The organism is Amycolatopsis ponsaeliensis (assembly GCF_030182635.1).
Classification (GTDB): Bacteria; Actinomycetota; Actinomycetes; order Mycobacteriales; family Pseudonocardiaceae; genus Amycolatopsis; species Amycolatopsis ponsaeliensis.
The window spans coordinates 200,152-219,814 of record NZ_JAPZLD010000003.1; the positions used below are offsets into that span (position 1 = coordinate 200,152).

Annotated in this window: 16 protein-coding genes; 6 read left to right on the forward strand and 10 right to left on the reverse strand. The window is 67.0% G+C overall.

Annotated features, from left to right (window positions below; translation table 11 throughout):
* Nucleotides 1–66 precede the first annotated feature (66 nt).
* On the forward strand, nt 67–1,272 hold the full coding sequence (locus QQ657_RS06210) for an NAD(P)/FAD-dependent oxidoreductase (RefSeq protein ID WP_284741087.1): 1,206 nt from the start codon (nt 67–69) through the stop codon (nt 1,270–1,272).
* 13 nt (nt 1,273–1,285) lie between these two features.
* On the opposite strand, the gene QQ657_RS06215 is transcribed toward QQ657_RS06210, so the two are convergent.
* Complete coding sequence (locus tag QQ657_RS06215) at nt 1,286–1,939, reverse strand: DUF4097 family beta strand repeat-containing protein (protein WP_284741088.1); 654 nt, start codon at nt 1,937–1,939, stop codon at nt 1,286–1,288.
* A gap of 384 nt (nt 1,940–2,323) precedes the next feature.
* Here QQ657_RS06215 and QQ657_RS56940 point away from each other — a divergent pair, with 384 nt between their 5' ends.
* Entirely contained in the window at nt 2,324–3,685 is a 1,362-nt protein-coding gene (locus tag QQ657_RS56940) for a beta-1,3-glucanase family protein (RefSeq protein ID WP_434056721.1), read from the forward strand.
* Nucleotides 3,686–3,727: 42 nt separating this feature from the next.
* On the opposite strand, the gene QQ657_RS06230 is transcribed toward QQ657_RS56940, so the two are convergent.
* Nucleotides 3,728–4,384, reverse strand: a complete 657-nt coding sequence (locus tag QQ657_RS06230) for a TetR/AcrR family transcriptional regulator (protein WP_284741089.1) — start codon at nt 4,382–4,384, stop codon at nt 3,728–3,730.
* Nucleotides 4,385–4,466: 82 nt separating this feature from the next.
* Between QQ657_RS06230 and QQ657_RS06235 the strand changes: the two genes are divergently transcribed.
* On the forward strand, nt 4,467–5,561 hold the full coding sequence (locus tag QQ657_RS06235) for an FAD-dependent oxidoreductase (RefSeq protein ID WP_284741090.1): 1,095 nt from the start codon (nt 4,467–4,469) through the stop codon (nt 5,559–5,561).
* Between the two features lie 330 nt (nt 5,562–5,891).
* On the opposite strand, the gene QQ657_RS06240 is transcribed toward QQ657_RS06235, so the two are convergent.
* The 5 genes from QQ657_RS06240 to QQ657_RS06260 all read right to left on the reverse strand — a co-directional run bounded on the left by QQ657_RS06240 (nt 5,892) and on the right by QQ657_RS06260 (nt 12,597).
* On the reverse strand, nt 5,892–6,989 hold the full coding sequence (locus QQ657_RS06240) for a patatin-like phospholipase family protein (RefSeq protein WP_284741091.1): 1,098 nt from the start codon (nt 6,987–6,989) through the stop codon (nt 5,892–5,894).
* On the reverse strand, nt 6,986–9,487 hold the full coding sequence (locus tag QQ657_RS06245) for a ThiF family adenylyltransferase (protein WP_284741092.1): 2,502 nt from the start codon (nt 9,485–9,487) through the stop codon (nt 6,986–6,988). Before QQ657_RS06245 ends, QQ657_RS06240 begins: the two co-directional genes overlap by 4 nt.
* The gene (gene mblB / locus QQ657_RS06250; RefSeq protein WP_284741093.1) at nt 9,484–10,767 is read right to left on the reverse strand and encodes an anti-phage 6A-MBL system MBL-fold protein; all 1,284 of its coding nucleotides are present in this window, start codon (nt 10,765–10,767) and stop codon (nt 9,484–9,486) included. The genes QQ657_RS06245 and mblB overlap by 4 nt, the downstream gene beginning before the upstream one ends.
* Before the next feature lie 168 nt (nt 10,768–10,935).
* Nucleotides 10,936–11,079 carry a hypothetical protein gene (locus QQ657_RS06255; RefSeq protein ID WP_284741094.1) on the reverse strand — a complete coding sequence of 48 codons (144 nt, stop codon included), beginning with the start codon at nt 11,077–11,079 and terminating at the stop codon, nt 10,936–10,938.
* Nucleotides 11,080–11,877: 798 nt separating this feature from the next.
* Complete coding sequence (locus tag QQ657_RS06260; RefSeq protein WP_284741095.1) at nt 11,878–12,597, reverse strand: hypothetical protein; 720 nt, start codon at nt 12,595–12,597, stop codon at nt 11,878–11,880.
* Between the two features lie 449 nt (nt 12,598–13,046).
* On the opposite strand from QQ657_RS06260, the gene QQ657_RS06265 reads away from it, so the two are divergent.
* Complete coding sequence (locus QQ657_RS06265; RefSeq protein WP_284741096.1) at nt 13,047–13,961, forward strand: hypothetical protein; 915 nt, start codon at nt 13,047–13,049, stop codon at nt 13,959–13,961.
* 743 nt (nt 13,962–14,704) lie between these two features.
* Here the strand turns inward: QQ657_RS06265 and QQ657_RS06270 are convergent.
* Nucleotides 14,705–15,193, reverse strand: a complete 489-nt coding sequence (locus QQ657_RS06270; protein WP_284741097.1) for a hypothetical protein — start codon at nt 15,191–15,193, stop codon at nt 14,705–14,707.
* Between the two features lie 470 nt (nt 15,194–15,663).
* On the opposite strand from QQ657_RS06270, the gene miaB reads away from it, so the two are divergent.
* Together miaB and QQ657_RS06280 are read left to right on the forward strand one after the other, a co-directional pair.
* Complete coding sequence (gene miaB, locus QQ657_RS06275; RefSeq protein ID WP_284741098.1) at nt 15,664–17,157, forward strand: tRNA (N6-isopentenyl adenosine(37)-C2)-methylthiotransferase MiaB; 1,494 nt, start codon at nt 15,664–15,666, stop codon at nt 17,155–17,157.
* Entirely contained in the window at nt 17,154–17,627 is a 474-nt protein-coding gene (locus QQ657_RS06280) for an Rv2732c family membrane protein (protein WP_284741099.1), read from the forward strand. The genes miaB and QQ657_RS06280 overlap by 4 nt, the downstream gene beginning before the upstream one ends.
* Here the strand turns inward: QQ657_RS06280 and QQ657_RS06285 are convergent.
* Both QQ657_RS06285 and QQ657_RS06290 read right to left on the reverse strand, forming a co-directional pair.
* Entirely contained in the window at nt 17,624–18,055 is a 432-nt protein-coding gene (locus QQ657_RS06285; protein ID WP_284741100.1) for a hypothetical protein, read from the reverse strand. The two genes, QQ657_RS06280 and QQ657_RS06285, sit on opposite strands and share 4 nt — an antisense overlap.
* A 176-nt stretch (nt 18,056–18,231) precedes the next feature.
* The gene (locus tag QQ657_RS06290) at nt 18,232–19,545 is read right to left on the reverse strand and encodes a DUF349 domain-containing protein (protein WP_284741101.1); all 1,314 of its coding nucleotides are present in this window, start codon (nt 19,543–19,545) and stop codon (nt 18,232–18,234) included.
* Nucleotides 19,546–19,663: the final 118 nt, after the last annotated feature.

A 19,663-nucleotide genomic window follows, 5' to 3' on the forward strand; every position in this document is an offset into this window, starting at 1 on the left:
TCCGGCGGCCCGGTGGTTGGCGGCGGGTGAACCGGGCACTCCCTGCGCAGACGGAGGGAGACCGGCATGGACGTCGTCGTCGTGGGTGGCGGGCTGGCGGGGTTGAGCGCGGCGCGGCGGTTGTGCGGCGCCGGGGTGGCGGTGACGGTGCTGGAGGCGGGCGACGACGTCGGCGGCCGGGTGCGCACCGACGTCGTCGACGGCTTCCGCCTCGACCGCGGGTTCCAGGTGCTGCTGCCCGCGTACCCGGCGCTGCGGCGGCTGGCCGACGTCGGCGCGTTGCGGCCGCGCCCGTTCACGCGCGGCACGATCGCGATGACCGGCTCCGGGCGCCGCTGGCTCGCCGGCCCGTGGCACGGCCTGCCCGCGGTGCGCGGCGCCGCGGGGTTCGTCGCGGGCCGGCCCGCCGACGGCGCGCGGATGGCCGTGCTCGCGGCCCGGGACGTGCTGAAGGCCGACCGCGCCGACCGCGGGCGCAGCACCGCCGAGGAGCTGCGCCGCTGGGGTCTGACGCGATCCACGGTCGAGGAGGTGCTGCGGCCGTTCCTGGCCGGCGTGTTCCTCGACCGGGACCTGGCGACGTCGGGCCGGCTGTTCCACTTGATCTGGCGCAGCCTCCTGCGCGGCGGGGGCGTGGTGCCGGCCGAGGGCGTGCAGGCCCTGCCGCGTCAGCTGGCGGCCGGGCTGCCGGTCCGCACCGGCGTCGAGGTCGACGCGATCACGGAGGACGGCGTGCGCACGCGCGACGGCGAGGACATCCCCGCGCGGGCCGTCGTGGTGGCGACCGACGGGGACACGGCCGCGCGGCTGCTGCCCGGGGTCGAGGCGCCGGGCTGGCACGCGGTGACGACCTTCTACTACCGCGCCGGGGTGTCGCCCCTGCGGTCGCCGACGCTGCTGGTCGACGGCCTCGACGAGCTGCTGGTGAACACGGCGGTGCTCAGCGAGGTGGCGCCGGGGTACGCCCCGCCCGGCTCGGCGTTGATCACCGCTTCGGTGCCCGGCCGCGCCGAGCCCGGTCTGGAGCCGCGGGTGCGGCAGCGGCTGGCGCGGATCTACGACGCCGACACGCGGGGCTGGGAGCTGCTGCGGACGTACGCGATCCCGAAGGCGCTACCGGTGTTCGGCCCCGGCGCCCCGCTGCGGCGCCCGGTGCGGGTCCGTCCGGGGCGGTACGTCTGCGGCGATCACCGCGACACGCCTTCGGTGCAGGGCGCCCTCGTCTCGGGTCAGCGCGCGGCCGCGGCGGTGCTGGCCGACTTCAGGGCCTGAGTCCACAGTGGACTCAGAGGGCGTGCGCGACGATGTCGCCGTGGGACGTCGTGGCCCGGATGGCGAGTGCGGGTGAGCCGTTGTTCTTGAGAGTGTTCTCGATGCGGCCGTGGGTGGTCTCGGCCTCGAGGGTGGCCGAGACGCCGGCGCCGACGGTGATGGTGCCGGACCGGGTGGTCAGCCGCACGGTGCCGCGGGTGGCGTCGGCGATGCGGATGTCGCCGCGGGCGGTGCTGATGTCGGCCGGGCCGTCGAGGCGGCCGATTTCGATGTCGCCGTCGGTGGCGGTGAGGTGGACGCTGCCGGCTTCGGCGAGCTTGATGTGGTGGTAGGCGCCGAAGAAGGTGACTGCGCCGAGGCGGCCGGTCGCGTCGAACTCGGCACCGGCCGTGGCGGCTTCCACGTGGGAGCCGCTGGGCAGGGCGACGGTGACGGCGATGGCGCCCGACGGGCCGAGGTTCCGGCCGCGTGGGGCGTGGACGGTCAGGACGCCGTCGGCGCAGGTGACGGTGGTCCGTCCGGCCGCTTCGACGTCACGGTTCCTGGTGGGGTCGGCGGGGCGGACGTCGACGGTGGTGTCGGTGCGGTCGCCGGCGGCGAGGTGGACGCGTCCGGCGGCGAAGTCGAGGGTCGCGGTGATCGGGGCGGGGGTGGCGAAGCTCGGCATCGGGTTCTCCTGTGGTTCTCCGGTGGGGACGGGAACCACAGTCGCCGGGCGGGCTGACACCCGGCGGCCACCGCGCTGACACGCCGGGCCGGCACCTGACGGTGGGCGTGCGCCGGTCGTTCGGCCATGGCTGACTCCTGGGTGAGCCGGCCCCTGGGCGGGTGGCGGCGCCACGCAGAGGATTCGAGGTGAAACCGGTTCCGAGGATCGCTCCGCGACCCGGAACTGTCAAGGGTTGACAGGCCGGGGGCGGTGGTATGAACCTTTTCACCGATCGTCCCCCGCCGGCCCTCGAGGGCATCCGCCCGGCGCTCAGGGGGCGAGCCGGACGACGCCGTCCCCTGACCGGCGGCGGGTCCGCCCTTTCCCGGCCAGGGAGGAACCATGCCCTCGAACGCCCTGCCGTGGCGCCACCGCCGCGGACCCGGAACCCGCTTGGCGACGCTCGCCGCGGCGCTGGCGGTCGCCGTGCTCGGCTTCGCCGCGCCGTCGGCGAACGCGGCGGACAGCCTGATCTCGCAAGGAAAGCCCGCCGCGGCGTCCTCGGTGGAGAGCGCCGGAACTCCCGCTTCCGCCGCGGTGGACGGCAATACCGGCACGCGCTGGTCGTCGCAGTTCAGCGATCCACAGTGGATCCAGGTCGACCTCGGCGGCGCGGCGACCGTCAGCCGGGTCGTGCTGAACTGGGAAGCCGCCTACGCCACGGCCTACCAGATCCAGTTGTCCGACAACGGTTCCACTTGGTCCACTGTGTACCAGACGACGACCGGGACCGGCGGCACGCAGACGCTGGCCGTGACCGGGGCCGGGCGGTACGTGCGTCTCGCCACCACCGCGCGAGCCACCCCGTACGGCGTCTCGTTGTGGGAGTTCCAGGTGTTCGGCACCGGCGGCGGGACCACGCAGCCCGGCGCCGGCGTCCCGCCCGACTCGTTCTGGGGTGACACCGCGAGCATCCCGGCCGCGCGCAACGTGCTGACGGTGAAGGTGCTCAACCGGACCAACGGCAAGTACCCCGACAGCCAGGTGTACTGGAACTTCGGCGGCCAGACGCACTCGATCGCCGAGCAGCCCTACATCGACATGCCGGCCAACTCCGCCGGGCGGATGTACTTCTACCTCGGCACCCCGAACGGCCAGTACGCCGACTTCATCGAGTTCACCGTCGGGCCGGACGTGTTCAACGGCAACACCACCCGGGTGGACGCGTTCGCGCTGAAGCTGGCCATGCGGCTGCACGCGCACGACGGCTACGACGTCCAGGTGGGCGACGACTACGGGACCTTCCAGGAGGACCGGGCGGCGACCTTCGCCAAGTTCCAGGCCGAGGTGCCGACGGAGTTCAAGGGCCTGGCGACGGTGAACGCGCCGTACCGGATCCCGGCGCCGGGCAGCGCTCCGGACTTCCGCGCGGGCGGGCAGTACGCGAACTACTTCACCGCCTACGCGCAGTCGGTGGGCGTCAACGAGCCGACGTCGAACATCACCGGGTGCGCCGGCTCGCTGGCCGGGAACCCGAACATGTGCGCGGCGCTGAACCGCCACACGGCGCAGCTACCGGCGTCGCAGCAACAGGACCCGGCGAACTACTACAAGGCCGCGCCGGCGAACTACTACGCGAAGTACTGGCACGACCACGGCATCAACCACCTGGCGTACGGCTTCCCGTACGACGACGTGGCGGGCCAGTCCTCGTTCGTCTCCCACGGAGACCCGCAGTGGCTGCTGGTGGCCGTCGGCTGGTGACCGGCTCTCGGTGTGGCGGCTTCCGGGCCGTCACACCGAGGCTCAGCGCAGGGTGGCGATCCCGGCCAGGAAGATGTCGACGCCGGCGAGGAACTGGTCGCGGTCGTCGTGCTCGCGCAGCTGTGCCGACGCCTTGTGCACGAACGGATATCGCTGCGGGTCGAGGTCCGCCCACTGCGCGGCGACCTTGGCCAGGAAGGCCGAGCGGTCCGCCTCGCCGAGGGTCAGGACCCGGGCGTTCGCGGCGTTCTGCCCGGCGACGCCGAGGACGTAGTTCACGAGCGCGCCCGCGGCGTCGAAGAGTGCTCGCTCGGGTACGCCGAGCGCGTCGAGCAGACCGCCGATGCGTTCGTAGACCGCCAGCAGCGCGGGGCGCCACGGCTCCCGCGAGAGCTGCGCGCCGACCCAGGGGTGCGCGTCGATCGCGTCGAAGAGGCCCAGTGCGACGGTGCGCAGCGCTTCTCGCGGCTCCGCGTCGACGACGATGCCGGTCATGACGCTCGCGATGACGTCGTCGGTGGCCGCCGCGAGCAGGTCGCTCTTGTTCGCGACGTGGTGGTAGATCGCGCCGTAGCCGGTGCTCAGGTGGGTGGTGAGCGCCCGGAAGGTCAGCGCCGTCTCGCCGCCGTCGTCGAGGAGCTCTTTCGCGGCCTTGACGATCAGCTCCTGGGAGAGCCCGTCGGTGCGCCTCTTCGTCATGACCGCATCATCGCACGGTTGGATCGCCAATCCAAAGTCGTGCTAGCTTGATTGGAGCGACGATCCAATCTTGGGAGAAGCGATGACAGTCACGATCATCGGAGCGGGCCTCGGCGGCCTGGTGCTGGCCCGCGTCCTGCACCGCCACGGCATCCTGGTCACGGTCTACGAGGCGGAGCCTTCACCGGCCGCGCGCCGCCAGGGCGGGATGCTCGACATCCATCCGTGGAACGGCCAGCCGGCGCTCGAGGCGGCCGGCCTGATCGAGGGGTTCCGCGAGCTGGTCCTGCCGGGCCGCGAGTCCTACCGGGTCGTCGACCGGAACGGAGCCGTGCTGACCGACCGGCCCGACGACGGAACGGGTGAGCGCCCCGAAGTCCAGCGCGGCGAGCTGCGGCAGCTGCTGCTGGATTCGTTGCCCCAGGGCGTCATCCGGTGGGGTCACAAGGTCACCGGCGTGCGTCCGCTCGGCGACGGGTGCCACGAGGTGAGCCTGGCCGACGGCGCGAACGTCGTCACGAGCCTGCTCGTCGGCGCGGACGGCGCGTGGTCGCGAGTGCGTCCCGTGCTCTCCGACGCGAGTCCTTCGTACGTCGGCTTCACGGTCGTCGAGACGTTCCTGTTCGACGGCGACGCCCGCCATCCCGCGGCCGCGAAGGTGGTCGGCGCCGGGTCGCTGTTCGCGCTCGCGCCGGGCAAGGGAATCCTGGCCCACCGCGAAAGTGGCGGAACTCTGCACGCGTACACGCAGCTGCGGAAGCCATCGGACTGGCTCGACGGCACCGATCCCGCGCGGGTCATCGAGGAGTTCGCCGACTGGGCTCCCGAGCTGACCGCGCTGATCACCGGCAGCGACGTGCCGCCGGTCGTGCGCCGCCTCTTCACACTGCCGGCCGGGCATCGCTGGGACCGCATTCCGGGCGTGACCCTCCTCGGTGACGCGGCCCACCTGATGCCTCCGAACGGCGAAGGAGCCAACCTGGCGATGCTGGACGGCGCCGAGCTCGGCCAGTCCTTGGCGGCGCACCCGGACGACGTGGAGACGGCGCTCGCGGAGTACGAAAAGGCGATGTTCGAGCGCGCGGCCGCGGAAGCGGACGACGAGGACATCTACGCGGTCATGTTCGGCGATGACGCACCCCACAGCATGGCCGCCCTGCTGACCGGGGCCGAGTAGCAGGTGGGAGCAGGTCTACCCTGATCGGTGATGACCGAGACACAGGCACCCAGGGCGTACCAGATCCGCACCTAGGTCTGCATAGATTTGCAACCGACGTTACATGGTCGGGCGGTCACAGATCTCAAGCACTGCCGACGCGCGCTCGATCATCAACCGCATCAACTGAGGCGAGCCGCCGGCGACAGGCGCGGCGGCAGCGGTGGTGAACGCGATGTACGCGGTCGGGGCGCTGATCCGGGATCTGCCGATCACGCCGGCTCGGCTCTTGGGGAGAGCAAGAAGCCGAGGTGGGCAGCGGTTCCGGGTGGCGTCAGCACTCAATCTCGTTCAGCACAGTTCCGGGCAGTAGTACGGGAGCAGCGCTCGGACGAGTTGCTCACCGCGTCGGGCCAGGCGATCGACGTTGGTTGCGCTCATGGCGGAGAAGTTTGTGCCGTAGTCTGCGACGTCTGCGCGCGGGACGAGATCGGCGATCGGCATAGGCAGCCGGCTGTCGTTCATCCCGAGGTAGGCCATGACAAACCCTTGGATCTGGCCGTTCGCAGCCCATTCGTGAAGACGCGAGCGAGCTGCGTCCTGGGCTTTCCGGTGTACGACCTCGAAGGCACGTTTCGCCCGTGCGGGAAGAAAATGCGGAGATCGCTTGACCATCTGACCGCGGCCGGCGTCGCAGCACACGATGTACGGCACACGTTCAACGTGCTCGGAGAAGGCGGTCGACCTGTTCGGGTCAAAAATCGAGAGGCCGAGGTTGTCGTACACGCCGCCGTCGGTGAGAAGAACGGTTTCACGTTGTCGACGGTCGTCCCGTTCGAACGTGTACTCGCGCTCGACAGCAGGCAGGAACAGAGGAAAGGCCGCGGATGCGGCGACGGCAGATGCGACCCGGATCGGTTCGGTGATGGTGCCGTAGCGCGAGCAACTGCTGCGTGCGCTGCCGAAACGGACCGCGTTGGTGGTGTAGAGGTCGGTGGCGCTCAGCACGACACGAAGGTGTGGGTGAGTCACACTGGGCATCGTCTTATCTGCGAAAACCATCTCTTGCAGGGCAACTGCCAGTGCATCGGTCCTGTTGGCCCGCCGCGCGAGAGGAGGATTCGGCACTCCTGGCAGGATCCTCATAGCGGTTGCCGTCGCGGCGCGCATGTTTCGCACGATCGCCGCCGGACGGAAGACACGACGGACCATCTCGCCCTGGAGGCCGTGCCGGAGAAGTTCGACCACCTCGGCATCGAACTGACCAAAGTCCTCCGGGCCGTAGGCCCACAAGGCGGCCAGGAGCGCGCCTCCGGACACCCCTGAAACAACCTGCACTCGTTCCAGGAGGTCACGGTCATGCAGGGCCCGAAGGCAGCCGAGGTGGAACGCAGACGCGCGAAATCCGCCCCCGGAAAGCGCAAGTCCGATCACCTGTCGATCAGTCATCTCACCGTGCCCCTCAGTCGATGCCAGAGGCGAAGCAGCCAAGATCGGCGAGCAGGGAGGTGCTCGCTGTCGTCAAGCGGTCGACGTGGCGACCACCAGGTCATTCCGTCGGGAAGTGGCGGGAGCTCGGATTCGTGCTGGTCATGTGGAGCCGTGACGTCCTCGACGACCATGACATAAGCCTCGGGCCATGTTCCGTTGTCCAACCACTCTTCCCAACGGCTGTAGCCGCCGAGGATCAGCATCGAGGCCCGTGGCGGTGTGTCAGGAAGCGGAGCGACCAACTGCCTTATCCCTTTGTTGTCAAGGTCACTGGGGCGGGCTTGGCCGTAGGGATGTGTGTGCCACATGCCGACGAACGATGTGACACGCGCAGTGGCGTCGACGCGAGCGGAGATTTGGTCGGCGACGCCTTCGGAGCCGTGCCGGAAGTAGATCTCTGACATCACGGAGTCGGGTGGCGGCGAGGTGGCTTCGTCCACCCACAGGATATTGGCCGCAGAGTCGAAAGCTCCGAGGAGCGCTCCGCCCGTCTCGACCCGCGCGGTCCGCGTCCGTCGGCCTTTTCTTGCTTCTCCACGCATTTCCGCTGCAGCCAGCGGCGAAACCCGGACTTCGTACTCGGCGCCTTCCGATCGCATGACGGTGTCATTCGGCCAGCAGAACCATGTGGGGCCAGTGTCGGAGTCGGTGCCAGGGGGCTTCGGCATGGGTACGACCAGTGCGTGCATCGAGGCTGTGGCCTCGGAATCGCGGAGTGAGGACAGCACGCCGGAGAGCAGTTGCCCGGCAAGGCCGGTCACGTCGGCGTGTGAACCTACAAAAGTGATGTCCGAGCATCCCGGCTCTGGCTGGAAGAAGGTGGTACGGGGAGGATCGGGGTAGAAGTCCTCGAGGACCTCGGTGAGGGCTGTGGTCGGCTGCGCGCGTAGAGCCAGGCCCAGCCGGCGTAAGATGTCAGCTCCGCCGCCGCTGGCGCTGGGGTGGGCGATGGTCGCGATCCCATGCGCTGCTTGGTGCCCGATGAGGACGGACGCCAAGGTGGGCCACTGCTTTCGGTGGATGGTGCGGTGTCGTTCCAGAAAGGTGCGGACGGCTCGGTCTGCTGTGGCGTCGATGACGAGGTCGACGTCGGGCGGCGGCGTCTCGTCGGTGAGCACGTCTCCCACGATGTTCCCCAGCAGCTTCTCGATCGCCACCACAGGGTCGATCGAGCGCAGATGGTTCGTCAGTGCCGTCACTTTCAACTCGGCAATGTCGCTATCGTCGTAGGGCTGGCGCACGAGGACCCCGGGGTTGACGAGGCCGCGGTCGGCGATGATGATCTTCTGGACTCCGGCGCGGACGCATGCGGCGGCGATGGGAGCGCCTAGCGCGCCCGCGCCCAGGACCATGACCCGCTTGCCTAGCAGCCATGACGCCGATGATTCCCTGTCCCGTCGCAAGATGACTTCGGGTCTGGCTTCCAGCATGGTCGTCCACAACGCGGAAGCGCCAGCCAGCTGCGGGAGAATCGACGTTGAGCCACCTTGGGTGCGGCTCGCACCTCGCGCGGTACTGGAGATGAAAGCCGGGGGAATGTACCAAGCTGCCAGATGTGTCTTGCGTTCGATGGAGCCGGAGACCCCTAGAGCAGGGGTACCGAGCACGACATGCAACGCGCTCTGCTGTTGGGCACGCCGATTGCCGCGTTGTCCGGTCATCAGCCGATTCACTTTGGTAACCGACGTCAGTAGTCGTTCAACTTCCGCCTTCGTGACGCCTTGCTCCATGAGAAGCGCCAGCACCTCGTCAGCAGTGTCCGGATACTCCGATGCAATCGCGTCCGGTAGGAGGACTGCTGGAGCGACCTGGAGACGAGAAGGGGAATGCCCGGCGTCGATAGCGCGGAGCACCTGCCTTTCCGTGAGTGAACCGGAGTTGCCTAGCTCGATCCACTGGATCAGATCCTGCCGCTGTGGCGCCACCTGGCGCAGCACGGCGTAGCCCACCCAGGCCGAGCCGTGCGGCACCGACGGTGTGTCCCTCCTTGCCACGATCACACCCTCACCTCTGGGCGCGGCGAGCGGCGGGTGGATCGGTTGACCCACGGCATCGAGTGTTCCGGCGGCTGCGTGTTCCAGCCATTGCACGAGCCGCTCTACCAACCCTGCCATGCCATCGGATGGGTCCCATTCGGCGGAGGGGGACACGTAGAGGCAGATCTCGTTACCCCAGTAGACGTGAGGCGTGCGAGCCCATCGTTGGTGCAGCACCGTCACGCGAGGCACGACGAACGGGAACTGTGAGGGCACAACGATGACGAGTCGGACACGCCGCGGCAGTTGAACGCCCGGGCCGGGAGGGATGTCAGAACAGCCGAGCGACACCGTGATGTTCAAGAAAGAGGCATCTTGCTGATCCCGCAGTACCCGAAGGGCGCCGTTGACCGCCGCGATCCGCCGGAGCTGCTGAAGAGCGTCCTCTTGTCCTTTAGTACGTGATGAAGCTGCTTTCACGCCTTACCGAATCCCACGCCAGGTGCGGGCTTGCCGTCGGTGCCACGAACTTTCTTGACCGCGGCCCGGGCCTCCGCCACGCCGGCCGCGGCACCCGCTGCCACCGCAGCGGTCATGGCCAGCGATTTCAGCAGCGATTGGGACGATCCGGCCCGGGCCATCTCGACGGCCTCATCGGCGGTCTCGTCCACAGGGATGTCCAGCAGTTCGAGGCCGACACCCAGGGTCAGCCCGAAGACCACTGGTCGCGGAGCTTCGGCCGTAGGGTGTTCACCGGTGCAGACGACCTCGTTCGGCGCGATCTTGTTGTACTGTTCCCGCGCGAGCAGGTGGGGAGGGTTGTCACCACCTTTGTCGGCATCCCGGAACGGTTGCGAGCTGGCGATCACGTAGGCATTCGACCCCGCGTGGGCCTGCAGTTGATCGACTATGTCCTGCTTGAGTTCTTCGTCGCCGCTTTCGTCCGGTGCGTACATCACCTTCCGCGAACAGTGGTGAGGAGCGAGCAGTACGTCCCAGTCCAGCGTTTCAGGGCGGTCGTGGCCTTCGCTGTAGTCGAAGACTTTATTGATCGTCACGTAGGAGAGGTCGCCCAGCAGCAGGAACCGACCCGCCGTGTCGTCCTCGCCGTAGAGGGTCACCTGCATGGCGAGCGAGGTTTCGTTGCGTTCGCCGGCGCAGTCGTCCTTGAAGGGTGCATGCACGAAAGCCTGAAAGAATTTGCTCTCGTCCTGACCATCCAGGTCGGTGATCGTGTGGCCGGGCCCAGTGATGTACTTGCTCGATAACCCTTCGTAGCCGTACTGGCCGCCGTCTTCGTCGTGACCGATGATCCGGATCCGGTCTCCGCTAGCTGGCTCCTGGCCAACTTCGTGCGCACGTTTTGTCGCCATGACTCGGCGCACTGCCTCTTCGTGCACTCGCTGGGCTTCGTCGCTAAGGTCGTCGTCACCTGCTGCTTCCCGCCAGGTGCGCGGCGTAACCCACAGTTCACCGATGAGAATGCCGCTGTCCAGCAGATCGCCGAACCCGCAGATGTGATCGAGGTCGGCATGCGTCAGGGCGAGTGCGGCTAGATACGGTGCGTCATCTTTGGTCGGCAGCGTTTCGACCAAGCGGTCGATGACCGCCGCCACAACGGCGTCCGGCTCGTCCGCTTGGGCCTGGTCACGAAGGTCGATCTGTACTACAACGCCGGGGCGGACGACGATCGTGGTCGAGTCACCCGTTCCGACCGGCCAGAAGACCGCTCCTTGGTCAGGAAGCTTCGTACTTGTCATGGCTCCACCTCTCGAGGCCGCGGGCCTCCTGTCTGGCGCTGCCTCGACAGAGCCTGTTGCACTGGCGCGAGATGAGGCGCCGAGCGTTATGGGCGGGAGAGTAGACCTGGGCACCGACAAAAAATGTCCGCTGAAGACGCCTTCTTCTAGAGAACTACATTCAGTAGCTTATTGATGGCGGACGGTGTTGAGTTCGACGTTGCGCTCTGTGTCGCCTATCGACACCGCGACGTCGGACGCGATCACTTGGATGGCGACCATCGGCAGGGTCTCCGTCTGCGTCGGGTTCACTTTCGGCTCTTCGGCGCCCATCGCCGCTCCTTTCGCGGCGCCGGGTGCAGGGCCTCGACTACTTGGCGAGCGACAGAGGCCTCTTGTAACCCCGGCTCCCGGAACTTTTCGGCGAGCTTCTCGCCGGGGAGAGGAGCGGCCAGGTAGGCGGCGGCTTTACCTGGTCAGGTGAGGGTTACCCTGGGGCACGATGAGCGAGAACTAGCAGTCCAGGACGTACTCCATGCGGACCTAGGTTTGTATGGATTTGCAACTCGCTGACAGGCAAGCGCATGGTGGACGCCGCTCCGGTCCGTGACTTGTGCGCGCCTCCCCGAGACATTGCTGTGCTCCCGGCGTCTAACGGGGTCGTCAACGGTCCAAGGCCGAGCATTTGGGCTGGACGCGGTGCAGTCGGCGAAGAGGTAGGCGGACGTAGCCGAAGGAGTTGCTCATCGTGAATTGGGGAGTTGGGTGTGTTGGTACCCGTGGTGCCGGCTCGGCCCAGCACAGGGTGTATCACGGCAGATCTGGAAGTAGATCGAGGACTACGTGTGGTCGGGTGTCGGGGCTGGCGGACGCCCTGATCGTCATGATATGAGGGCTACCTGTCTGCGCGCAGCGCCAGACCGTGGTACGTCTCAAGTTTCGCGCTACGCCGCCTGGCCGCAGTTGGCCGACACGGCCGCGTGGATCTGCACTGCATAGCAGAGTGAACTCGTCGGGCGTGGTCGATGCCGGATTGCAACTGTCGGGCATCCGAAACGTTCAAGGTAGTCGAGAACGACGTTCTAAGGAATCCGCCGTCAGGAGTTCAGGCTGGGTCGACGTGCACTATCTCTAATTCTCTCCTCGGGAGTCTGTGTCGGGGGCTCGCTTATGATCGAGGTGCGCCGCAATTTTACTAGCAGTCTTCTGGTGTGCGGCGATCCCAGTCAGTAGTCCCGCAATCAGAATAGGTGGCCAAATATAGTGGAACCAGCTCCATGTGGAGAAATATTGAAATCCAAGCCCGACGCTTCCTATTGTGGCAGCGAAGATCGCTCCTCGTATGTCTTTCGAGAGTCGTTGTCGGTATTCGGAAACCATGGCGGTCTGGTCGTCGGTGTACTGCCCAGGTCGCATATGCTGCCTTGCCCACATGATCGCAACAGCGGCGAGCAGTGCAAGCATGACGAACGCGATAAGCCATCCCTTGATCGACGCAGCTGCAATCTGCGGGTTCTCCGGTTTGATCACCAAAAACCCGAACAGTACAAACTCTAGCATTCCGATCATGAACGGTAGTAGGAAATCGAGTCCCAGTGGTGCTGTCCCTGGGAGGATCAGCCCACCAACCATCAAGCCCATGTAGATGTTCGCTGTGATCAGTAGGCTGACGCAGAGGAGCATTACGCGCAGCGGCAGCTCGGCATCAGGCCCCTGAAAGGTGAAGATGTTTGCAGCAGCCAGGCCGGCGACGCCGATCGCAACACCAACCATCGCCGCATGTAAGTTCATGTAGTGATCAAGCAGGTATCTGGACTTCCGTTCCTGTACAAGATCACGTGTGAGTCGCATTTGATCACGTCCTCCCGGACTGCGAGGCAGCTCGACGGGGCTAACATCTTGTGGTTCATGGAGTCCGTTACAAGCAGGGCGCCTTAGGTCACGTTCCTGGCAGCAGTGACGGCCCTGGAGGCGCTTCACGATGGCCTTCGTGGGAACTGTCAGCAGGCCGGGTTGAGCAGGTTGCGAGGCGGCGATCCAGTGGATCCATGCGCTACGGGGCGTCGAGCTGGGCGACGAGCGTTCCTCTGCAAGGGCTTGGCGCCACGGGAGGCGGCCAGCTCGTTCGTAGGCTTCGGCACTCTCGTCATGATGACATTTTCTCCGAGCTCCGCGTGCCGATTGTCGCAGGTACTGCTCCACTGCCGAGCTTCCTCGAATCGGTGGGGATCGATGGGAAGCTGTAACAGTGGCGTGCAGTCCATCGACTCCAAGGCCGGAACACGTCCGAACGAGAGTCGATGCTCATGACTAGCTCTTCTGGGCCCGCGAGTACCGGTGGAACGATCGACTACAGTACTGTTGCGGGCTTCTACTCACAGTTGGCAGGCGTTCTTGCCGGTTTTGCTTTCGCGGGGCTTGTCGCCTTGGTGGCGGCGCAGTTGACCTCCGGAAATCGGGCAGGTGTCGTGCTGCAAAGTTTCGCGCCTTTGATCTCTTCGTTCATTGGTCTCGTGGCCACAAGCCTGAACTATGCGATCATCTCGAGCGAAGGGCACACGGCTCGAGGTGCAGGACTCGAAACGGTTGGCGGTCTCGGTTTCTGCGTGGCCGGCCTGATGCTCTTCTATTCGATTCTCGTGCTGCTTTACGGTGTGGCAACGGATGCGGCAAAGGGGGAGTCGGGGTGGACATCAGCGATCATCGCGAGGACGGTTCGGCTCGTCCGAAAGTGTATAACCCTAGGATTGGCGCCGTTAGTCCTGTTCCTTATCTATGGCGGAGTTGCTGACCAGGAGGTGTTTTGGTATTCCGGTGAGGGTGGTTTACACTGGCCCGACTATGTGGGGATTTCTCTGGTGTTCCTGGTGTTTTCTGTGGGTTGCACATTCTTGCGCTCTGCTAGTGGCCTGAGGGAGCGGCAACCTCCCTCGGAGGTGCTCGTTATCCGTATTTCAAGTGTGGCTACGACGATTGCGCTACTGTCGGTAGCGGGAACGTCTATAGTATTCATTTTTGCGAGCACTGGTTCCAGTTTGCCTGAGTGGATAGTGGTTATCGAGGAGGTAGTCCTCGCACTGATGGTTGTTGCGATAGTGGTTTCGTCGTCGCAATTCATTCTTGAAGAGGGAAGGCTATCGGGAGTTATTGGAGATGCTTCCGAGGTCGAGAGTGGCAGCAAGATCGAACCTGATGACCTGGCCGAAGTCGGGTGATTTCTTGATCTGTCTTGAACCTAGCGAGTGTTCTGTCCGGGAACGTTGGTCGGGATTGGTGACGCGAATTGTGTCATGCCAGATGACCTTCGTGTGGCTCAGAACTGCTGGATGGTGAATACGGTTCGGGAGCGCTCGCCGGCCGATCCTGAGGTCGGTGACTGCAGCGCATCGTGCGAAGAGGAACGGGCTCAGCGTTGCGGCTGCGTCGGGCGATGGTGGCTCTGGCCTCCGCCCGGTGGTGGCCCAAGCGGTTCGCCGTATGTAGTGGTGATTGGCCCTTGGTTGCGCCACGTTTCCCTGAGATTGGACGGATTCAGCATCCTGCCTACGGCGGCAGTACTTATGAAGTCGGTCAAGGGAACGGCTTGTGTCGCCTCTCACCACACGTGGAGGAGTAGACGTGCGAGGGCGGGATGGCTTGCGCCCAGCGGACGTTGCCGGTGCAGCCGAGGTCGAAAGGGCGGCTTCAATTGCGGCGGTGTGCAACGCGATCGTGAGACGCTCGCCTGGAAGGCGGTGGGTCGAGAGCGACTTCGGCGGCCGGTTGCTCGGCCCGGCGTCCGAACGCCCGCGGCGGCCGTTATCGAACCAGCGCGTCGACGGCTCTTCTTGGCTCTGAGGAGCCAATGACGGTCAGCCGTGGTCTGTAGGCGCCTCGTGCTCGAACACATTCACCTCAAACGGTTGCCGTCATCTGACGAAACAGCGGGATTGCCGCACTTCGTCTGCTCCGCTCTCGGCTAGATAGGCGGTTCGTCAGAGAAGGCGCTTGGCGGTGCGCTACTCCACGGATCGATGGCTGAACGGGCCTTGTTCGCGGCCTCCTGCTGGGCTTTTGCCTGTCGTGTCCGGGGAAGGTCTTCGACTGTTCCGTGCCTGGCCAGCATGTACAGCCGGCGAAGCCTGCCGCGATGGGTCGCGGGGTGGTCCCACCGGTCGAAGTAGTCGCTGTCGCCGTCGTCCACGTCGTCGGGATCGACGTCGCCGATCCGGCAGAGCGCCTCGAACACCACCTCGACGGTCTGCCACTCGGGCAGGTGCCGAGCCGTCAAGACGCGACGAACCGTCTCGTGGTTCGCCGTGGCCTTCCGATCGTCATCCTGGGCGATGACGATCGCGATTCGCCGTGTCGCGGGTTCGTTCGCGGCGACGTAGAAGCGCCACAGCATGTCGAGCAGCGGTCGGTGGTCCTCGGCGACATTGGTCGGCTTGGACAGGCGAGGAGGCATCGAAATCTCCCTGGCGTCGTCCCGCGAAGACTACCAACATCACCGGAAAACTGCCATTGACTACCTTTGACTACCGATGGAGAGCGTTCGGCTCGCCACTGGTTCGTCGACGCCTAATGTTGAACAGCACTCATAACCGCAGGTCAACATGGGTGCATGAGATTTGAGGAGCAGTGGCACGAGGTGTTGTCCGAACGGAACGGCCTCCGTTGCGAACTCGATGAGTTGACCGACGCCGTGCTTCGCCATCACGACGATCACCACGTCGGAGCCGTTAGATGGTGCGAAGCTCTTACTTGCCGGCTCTTGTCCCGACGGGTCGGAAGACGATCTCGCGATCGCGACGAGCGGCAGTGGCGAGGGAGCTCGTCGTAAACACGGTCCAGCTGGGGGCCCTCGTAGACCTAGAGGCGACCGGACCTGGGAGGGACGCCAAGACGCAGGTGGGCGCAGGTCTACCCTGGAGCACGATGACTGAGAACCAGCAGCCCAAGACGTACTCCATACGCACCTTCGGCTGCCAGATGAACGTGCACGACTCGGAGCGGCTCGCCGGGCAGCTCGAGGAAGCCGGGTACGCCCCTGTCGAAGACGGGGCCAAGCCCGATCTCATCGTGTTCAACACCTGCGCCGTCCGGGAGAACGCGGACAACAAGCTCTACGGCACCCTCGGCCACCTGCGGCCCGACAAGGTCGCCAACCCCGACCTGCAGATCGCCGTCGGCGGGTGTCTCGCGCAGAAGGACCGCGGGGAGATCGTCAAGCGGGCGCCCTGGGTGGACGTCGTCTTCGGGACGCACAACATCGGGTCGCTGCCCACGCTGCTGGAGCGCGCCCGGCACAACGCCGAGGCCGAGGTCGAGATCCTCGAATCGCTCGAGACCTTCCCCTCCACTCTGCCCGCGCGGCGCGAATCGTCCTACGCGAGCTGGGTGTCCGTTTCGGTCGGGTGCAACAACACCTGCACCTTCTGCATCGTGCCCGCCCTGCGCGGCAAGGAACGCGACCGGCGGCCCGGCGAGATCCTCGCCGAGGTCGGGGCGCTCGTCGCCGAAGGCGTGCTCGAAGTCACGCTGCTCGGCCAGAACGTGAACTCCTACGGCGTCGAGTTCGGCGACCGGCTGGCGTTCGGGAAGCTGCTGCGCGCGACCGGGGCCATCGACGGCCTCGAGCGCGTGCGCTTCACCTCGCCGCACCCGGCCGCCTTCACCTCGGACGTCATCGAGGCGATGGCCGAGACGCCGAACGTCTGCCACCAGCTGCACATGCCGCTGCAGTCCGGCTCCGACCGGGTGCTGCGCGAGATGAAGCGGTCCTACCGCTCGGCGCGGTTCCTGAAGATCCTCGACGAGGTCCGCGTGGCGATGCCGGACGCGGCCATCACCACGGACATCATCGTCGGCTTCCCCGGCGAGACCGAGGAGGACTTCCAGGCGACGCTGGACGTCGTGGCGCAGGCCCGCTTCTCCAGCGCCTTCACCTTCCAGTACTCGATCCGCCCCGGCACGCCGGCCGCGACGATGCCGGACCAGCTGCCCAAGGCCGTCGTGCAGGAGCGCTACGAGCGCCTGGTCGAGCTGCAGAACGCGATCTCCTGGGAAGAGAACAAGAAGATCGTCGGCCGCCGGGTCGAGCTGCTCGTCGCCGCCGGCGAGGGCCGCAAGGACGCCGAGACGCACCGGATGAGCGGCCGCGCCCGCGACGGCCGCCTGGTGCACTTCACGCCGTCCGGCCCGCTGGTAAATCGCGCGGTGCGCCCCGGCGACGTCGTCGAGACAGTCGTGACCTACGGCGCCCCGCACCACCTGGTCGCCGACGGCGATCTGCTGTCCCACCGGCGGACGCGGGCCGGCGACAACGCGGAGGCGGGGCTCCGGCCGAAGACGAGCGGCGTCACGCTGGGCTTGCCGGGCTTCGGTGCCCCGGCCGCCCAGCCGGAGCCGGTGAGCGGGTGTGCGCTGTGACGGAGTCCAAGGGCAACGGTGAGCTGGCCGAGCTGGCCGCCGAGATCGACGAGGTGGGCGACCGCGCGTCGCGCACCGTGGAGCTGGGCCGGCGCGGCTTCACCATCGCGGTGTTCACGTTCGTGCTCCTGGTCTGCCTGCTCCTGCCGTGGGTCGGCGACCACGCGGGCTGGCAGGTGCTGGCCGGCGAGGGCGGCGGCATCCCGCAGCTGTTCGCGGCGACGTCGACCGCCGTCGGCATCCTCGCGTCGGCGCTGGCGCTGGCGACGCGCCGGTGGTGGCTGTCCTGGGTGTGCGCCGCCGGCGGCTGGTTCGCTTCGGTGGACGGGCTGCTGGCCATCTGGTCGCAGCAGTCGTCGCACGCCGGCGGAGCCGCGGGCGGCGGACCCGGGTACGGCCTGATCATCGCCTGGATCGCGATGATCTGCCTCGCGGTCTCGTGGATGCGGACCGCGTTCTCGCGGAACTAGATCACCACGATGCCGATCACGCTCGAGATGGCGCTGACGTAGAGCTCGGTCTCCGGGTGGTAGACGCGCAGCGTCAGGCTGGCCCGGATGCTGAAGCTCAAGCTGAACACGAAGTTCCCGTTCGGCCGGCAGGTGCCGGTGCTCAGGTTGACCCAGACGCCGGCCCGCAGCTGCTGGACGATCACCGGCTCGCCGCCGGTGACGCTCTCCTGCCCGCCGAGATCGGCGAACGAGCCCTTGATCTTCGTCTCTTCGCCGACCTTGACGCGGTTCTTGTCGGCCTTGGCCTCGACCTTGGCCTTGTGCTTCTTGTGCCCCTGGACGGCGGCGGGGGCCGGACCGCCGGCCGCGAGCGCGACGGCCGGGGCGGCGAGCGCGACGGTGCAGGCGATGACCAGTGCGGACACGAGGTTCGATGTCTTGCTCATGATCGAAGTGGAGCACTGGTGACGCCGGAAAGCGCCGGATGCCACCTGGCCGTGCAGCGCGTCACACCGCTTCGGGTGACGCGTTAACCGTCCGATTACCGTCGCCAGATGCCGTTAAGGCCACCTTACGGGCGTCAGACGCCCGTAAGGTGGCCTTAACGGCACTTCGGCTCGGGTCAGCGGTCAGCGACCGCGGCCTCCGCGGCCTGCAGCCACTCGCGCCACTGCGCCGCCTGCTCGTCGGCCTTCTTGGCCCGGCGCTCGTCTCCCGCGGCACGTGCCTTCGACGCCTGGGACTCGAACTGCTCGACGCGCTCGCGGAACTGGGCGGCCCGGGCCTGGGCCTCCGGGTCCGTGCGGCGCCAGCGGTTGTCCTCGGCCGACTTCACCGCGTCCTGGACCGCCTTCAGCCGGCCGTCGAGCTCGCGGATCCGCTCACGCGGGACCTTGCCGATCTCGTCCCACTGCTCCTGGATCTTGCGCAGCGCGTTCTTCGCGGCTTCCAGGTTCGCGGCTGCGTCGATCTTCTCGGCCTCGACCAGCAGCTCTTCCTTGCGGGTCGCGTTCTGCGTGAACTCCGCGTCACGCTCGGAGAACACCGCGGACCGGCGGGCGAAGAACTTGTCCTGCGCCGCGCGGAACCGCTGCCACAGCGCCTCGTCGCTGTCCTTGGGCGCGCGGCCGGCGGCCTTCCACTCGGTCATCAGGTCCTTGTAGCGGCCCGCGGTCTCGCCCCAGTCCTCGGACTCGCTGATGGCCTCGGCCTCGGCGATGAGCTCTTCCTTGCGCGTCTTGGCCGAGGCGCGCTGCTTGTCCAGCTCGGCGAAGTGGGAGCCACGACGCCGGTTGAAGCCCTCGCGAGCCTTGGAGAACCGCTTCCACAGCTCGTCGTCGGTCTTGCGGTCGACGCCCTTGACCGTCTTCCACTCGTCCAGGATCGCGCGCAGCCGGTCGCCCGCCGCCTTCCACTGGGTGGAGTCGGCGGCGATCTTCTCGGCCTCCTCGGCCAGCTCCTGCTTCCGGGCGACGGCGGCCGCCCTGGCGACCTCCCGCTCCTGCTTCGCGCTGGCCAGCGCCTTCTCGGCGTGCCCGATGACGTACTCCAGCCGCGCGGCGAGCGCGGCCAGGTCGCCGACCAGGGCAGCCTCGGCCAGCCCGTCGCGGATCTGCGTGGCGCTCGACAGCGCGTGCTTCGGGTCGCCGGCCCCGGAGGCCAGCCGGGTCTCCAGCAGCTCGACTTCGGTGCGCACGTCGTCGAAGCGGCGGGCGTAGTGCACCAGTCCCTCGTCGGGGCTGCCCGCCTGCCAGACGCCGACCGCGCGTTCACCCTCGGCGGTGATGACGTAGACGGTGCCCTCGTCGTCGATGCGGCCCCAGGTGGACGGGGTGGGCTCGGCGAGCGGCACGGGCGGGGCGGCGTGCCCGGCGTGCAGCGCGTGCGGCACCGGGTGCGGGGCCGGGGTACCGGTGGAAGTGTTCTCCTGGGCCATCGCAGGCTCCTTATCGCCTGTACGCCCGCTGGTGCGGGCGCCCCGCCGCGGGAGCGGGGCCGGGTAGTGCGGTCGTCACGGGCCGTGCTCGGATGCTACGGCCCCAAGCGGCATTCAA

Coding starts and splice junctions, on each gene's coding strand:
- QQ657_RS06240 (WP_284741091.1), bottom strand. CDS start 6,989: ATGACTGATCGACAGGTGATCGGACTTGCGCTTTCCGGGGGCGGATTT.
- QQ657_RS06265 (WP_284741096.1), top strand. CDS start 13,047: ATGCTCATGACTAGCTCTTCTGGGCCCGCGAGTACCGGTGGAACGATC.
- miaB (WP_284741098.1), top strand. CDS start 15,664: ATGACTGAGAACCAGCAGCCCAAGACGTACTCCATACGCACCTTCGGC.
- QQ657_RS06270 (WP_284741097.1), bottom strand. CDS start 15,193: ATGCCTCCTCGCCTGTCCAAGCCGACCAATGTCGCCGAGGACCACCGA.
- QQ657_RS06260 (WP_284741095.1), bottom strand. CDS start 12,597: ATGCGACTCACACGTGATCTTGTACAGGAACGGAAGTCCAGATACCTG.
- QQ657_RS06230 (WP_284741089.1), bottom strand. CDS start 4,384: ATGACGAAGAGGCGCACCGACGGGCTCTCCCAGGAGCTGATCGTCAAG.
- QQ657_RS56940 (WP_434056721.1), top strand. CDS start 2,324: ATGCCCTCGAACGCCCTGCCGTGGCGCCACCGCCGCGGACCCGGAACC.
- QQ657_RS06210 (WP_284741087.1), top strand. CDS start 67: ATGGACGTCGTCGTCGTGGGTGGCGGGCTGGCGGGGTTGAGCGCGGCG.
- QQ657_RS06290 (WP_284741101.1), bottom strand. CDS start 19,545: ATGGCCCAGGAGAACACTTCCACCGGTACCCCGGCCCCGCACCCGGTG.
- QQ657_RS06285 (WP_284741100.1), bottom strand. CDS start 18,055: ATGAGCAAGACATCGAACCTCGTGTCCGCACTGGTCATCGCCTGCACC.
- mblB (WP_284741093.1), bottom strand. CDS start 10,767: ATGACAAGTACGAAGCTTCCTGACCAAGGAGCGGTCTTCTGGCCGGTC.
- QQ657_RS06235 (WP_284741090.1), top strand. CDS start 4,467: ATGACAGTCACGATCATCGGAGCGGGCCTCGGCGGCCTGGTGCTGGCC.
- QQ657_RS06255 (WP_284741094.1), bottom strand. CDS start 11,079: ATGGGCGCCGAAGAGCCGAAAGTGAACCCGACGCAGACGGAGACCCTG.
- QQ657_RS06215 (WP_284741088.1), bottom strand. CDS start 1,939: ATGCCGAGCTTCGCCACCCCCGCCCCGATCACCGCGACCCTCGACTTC.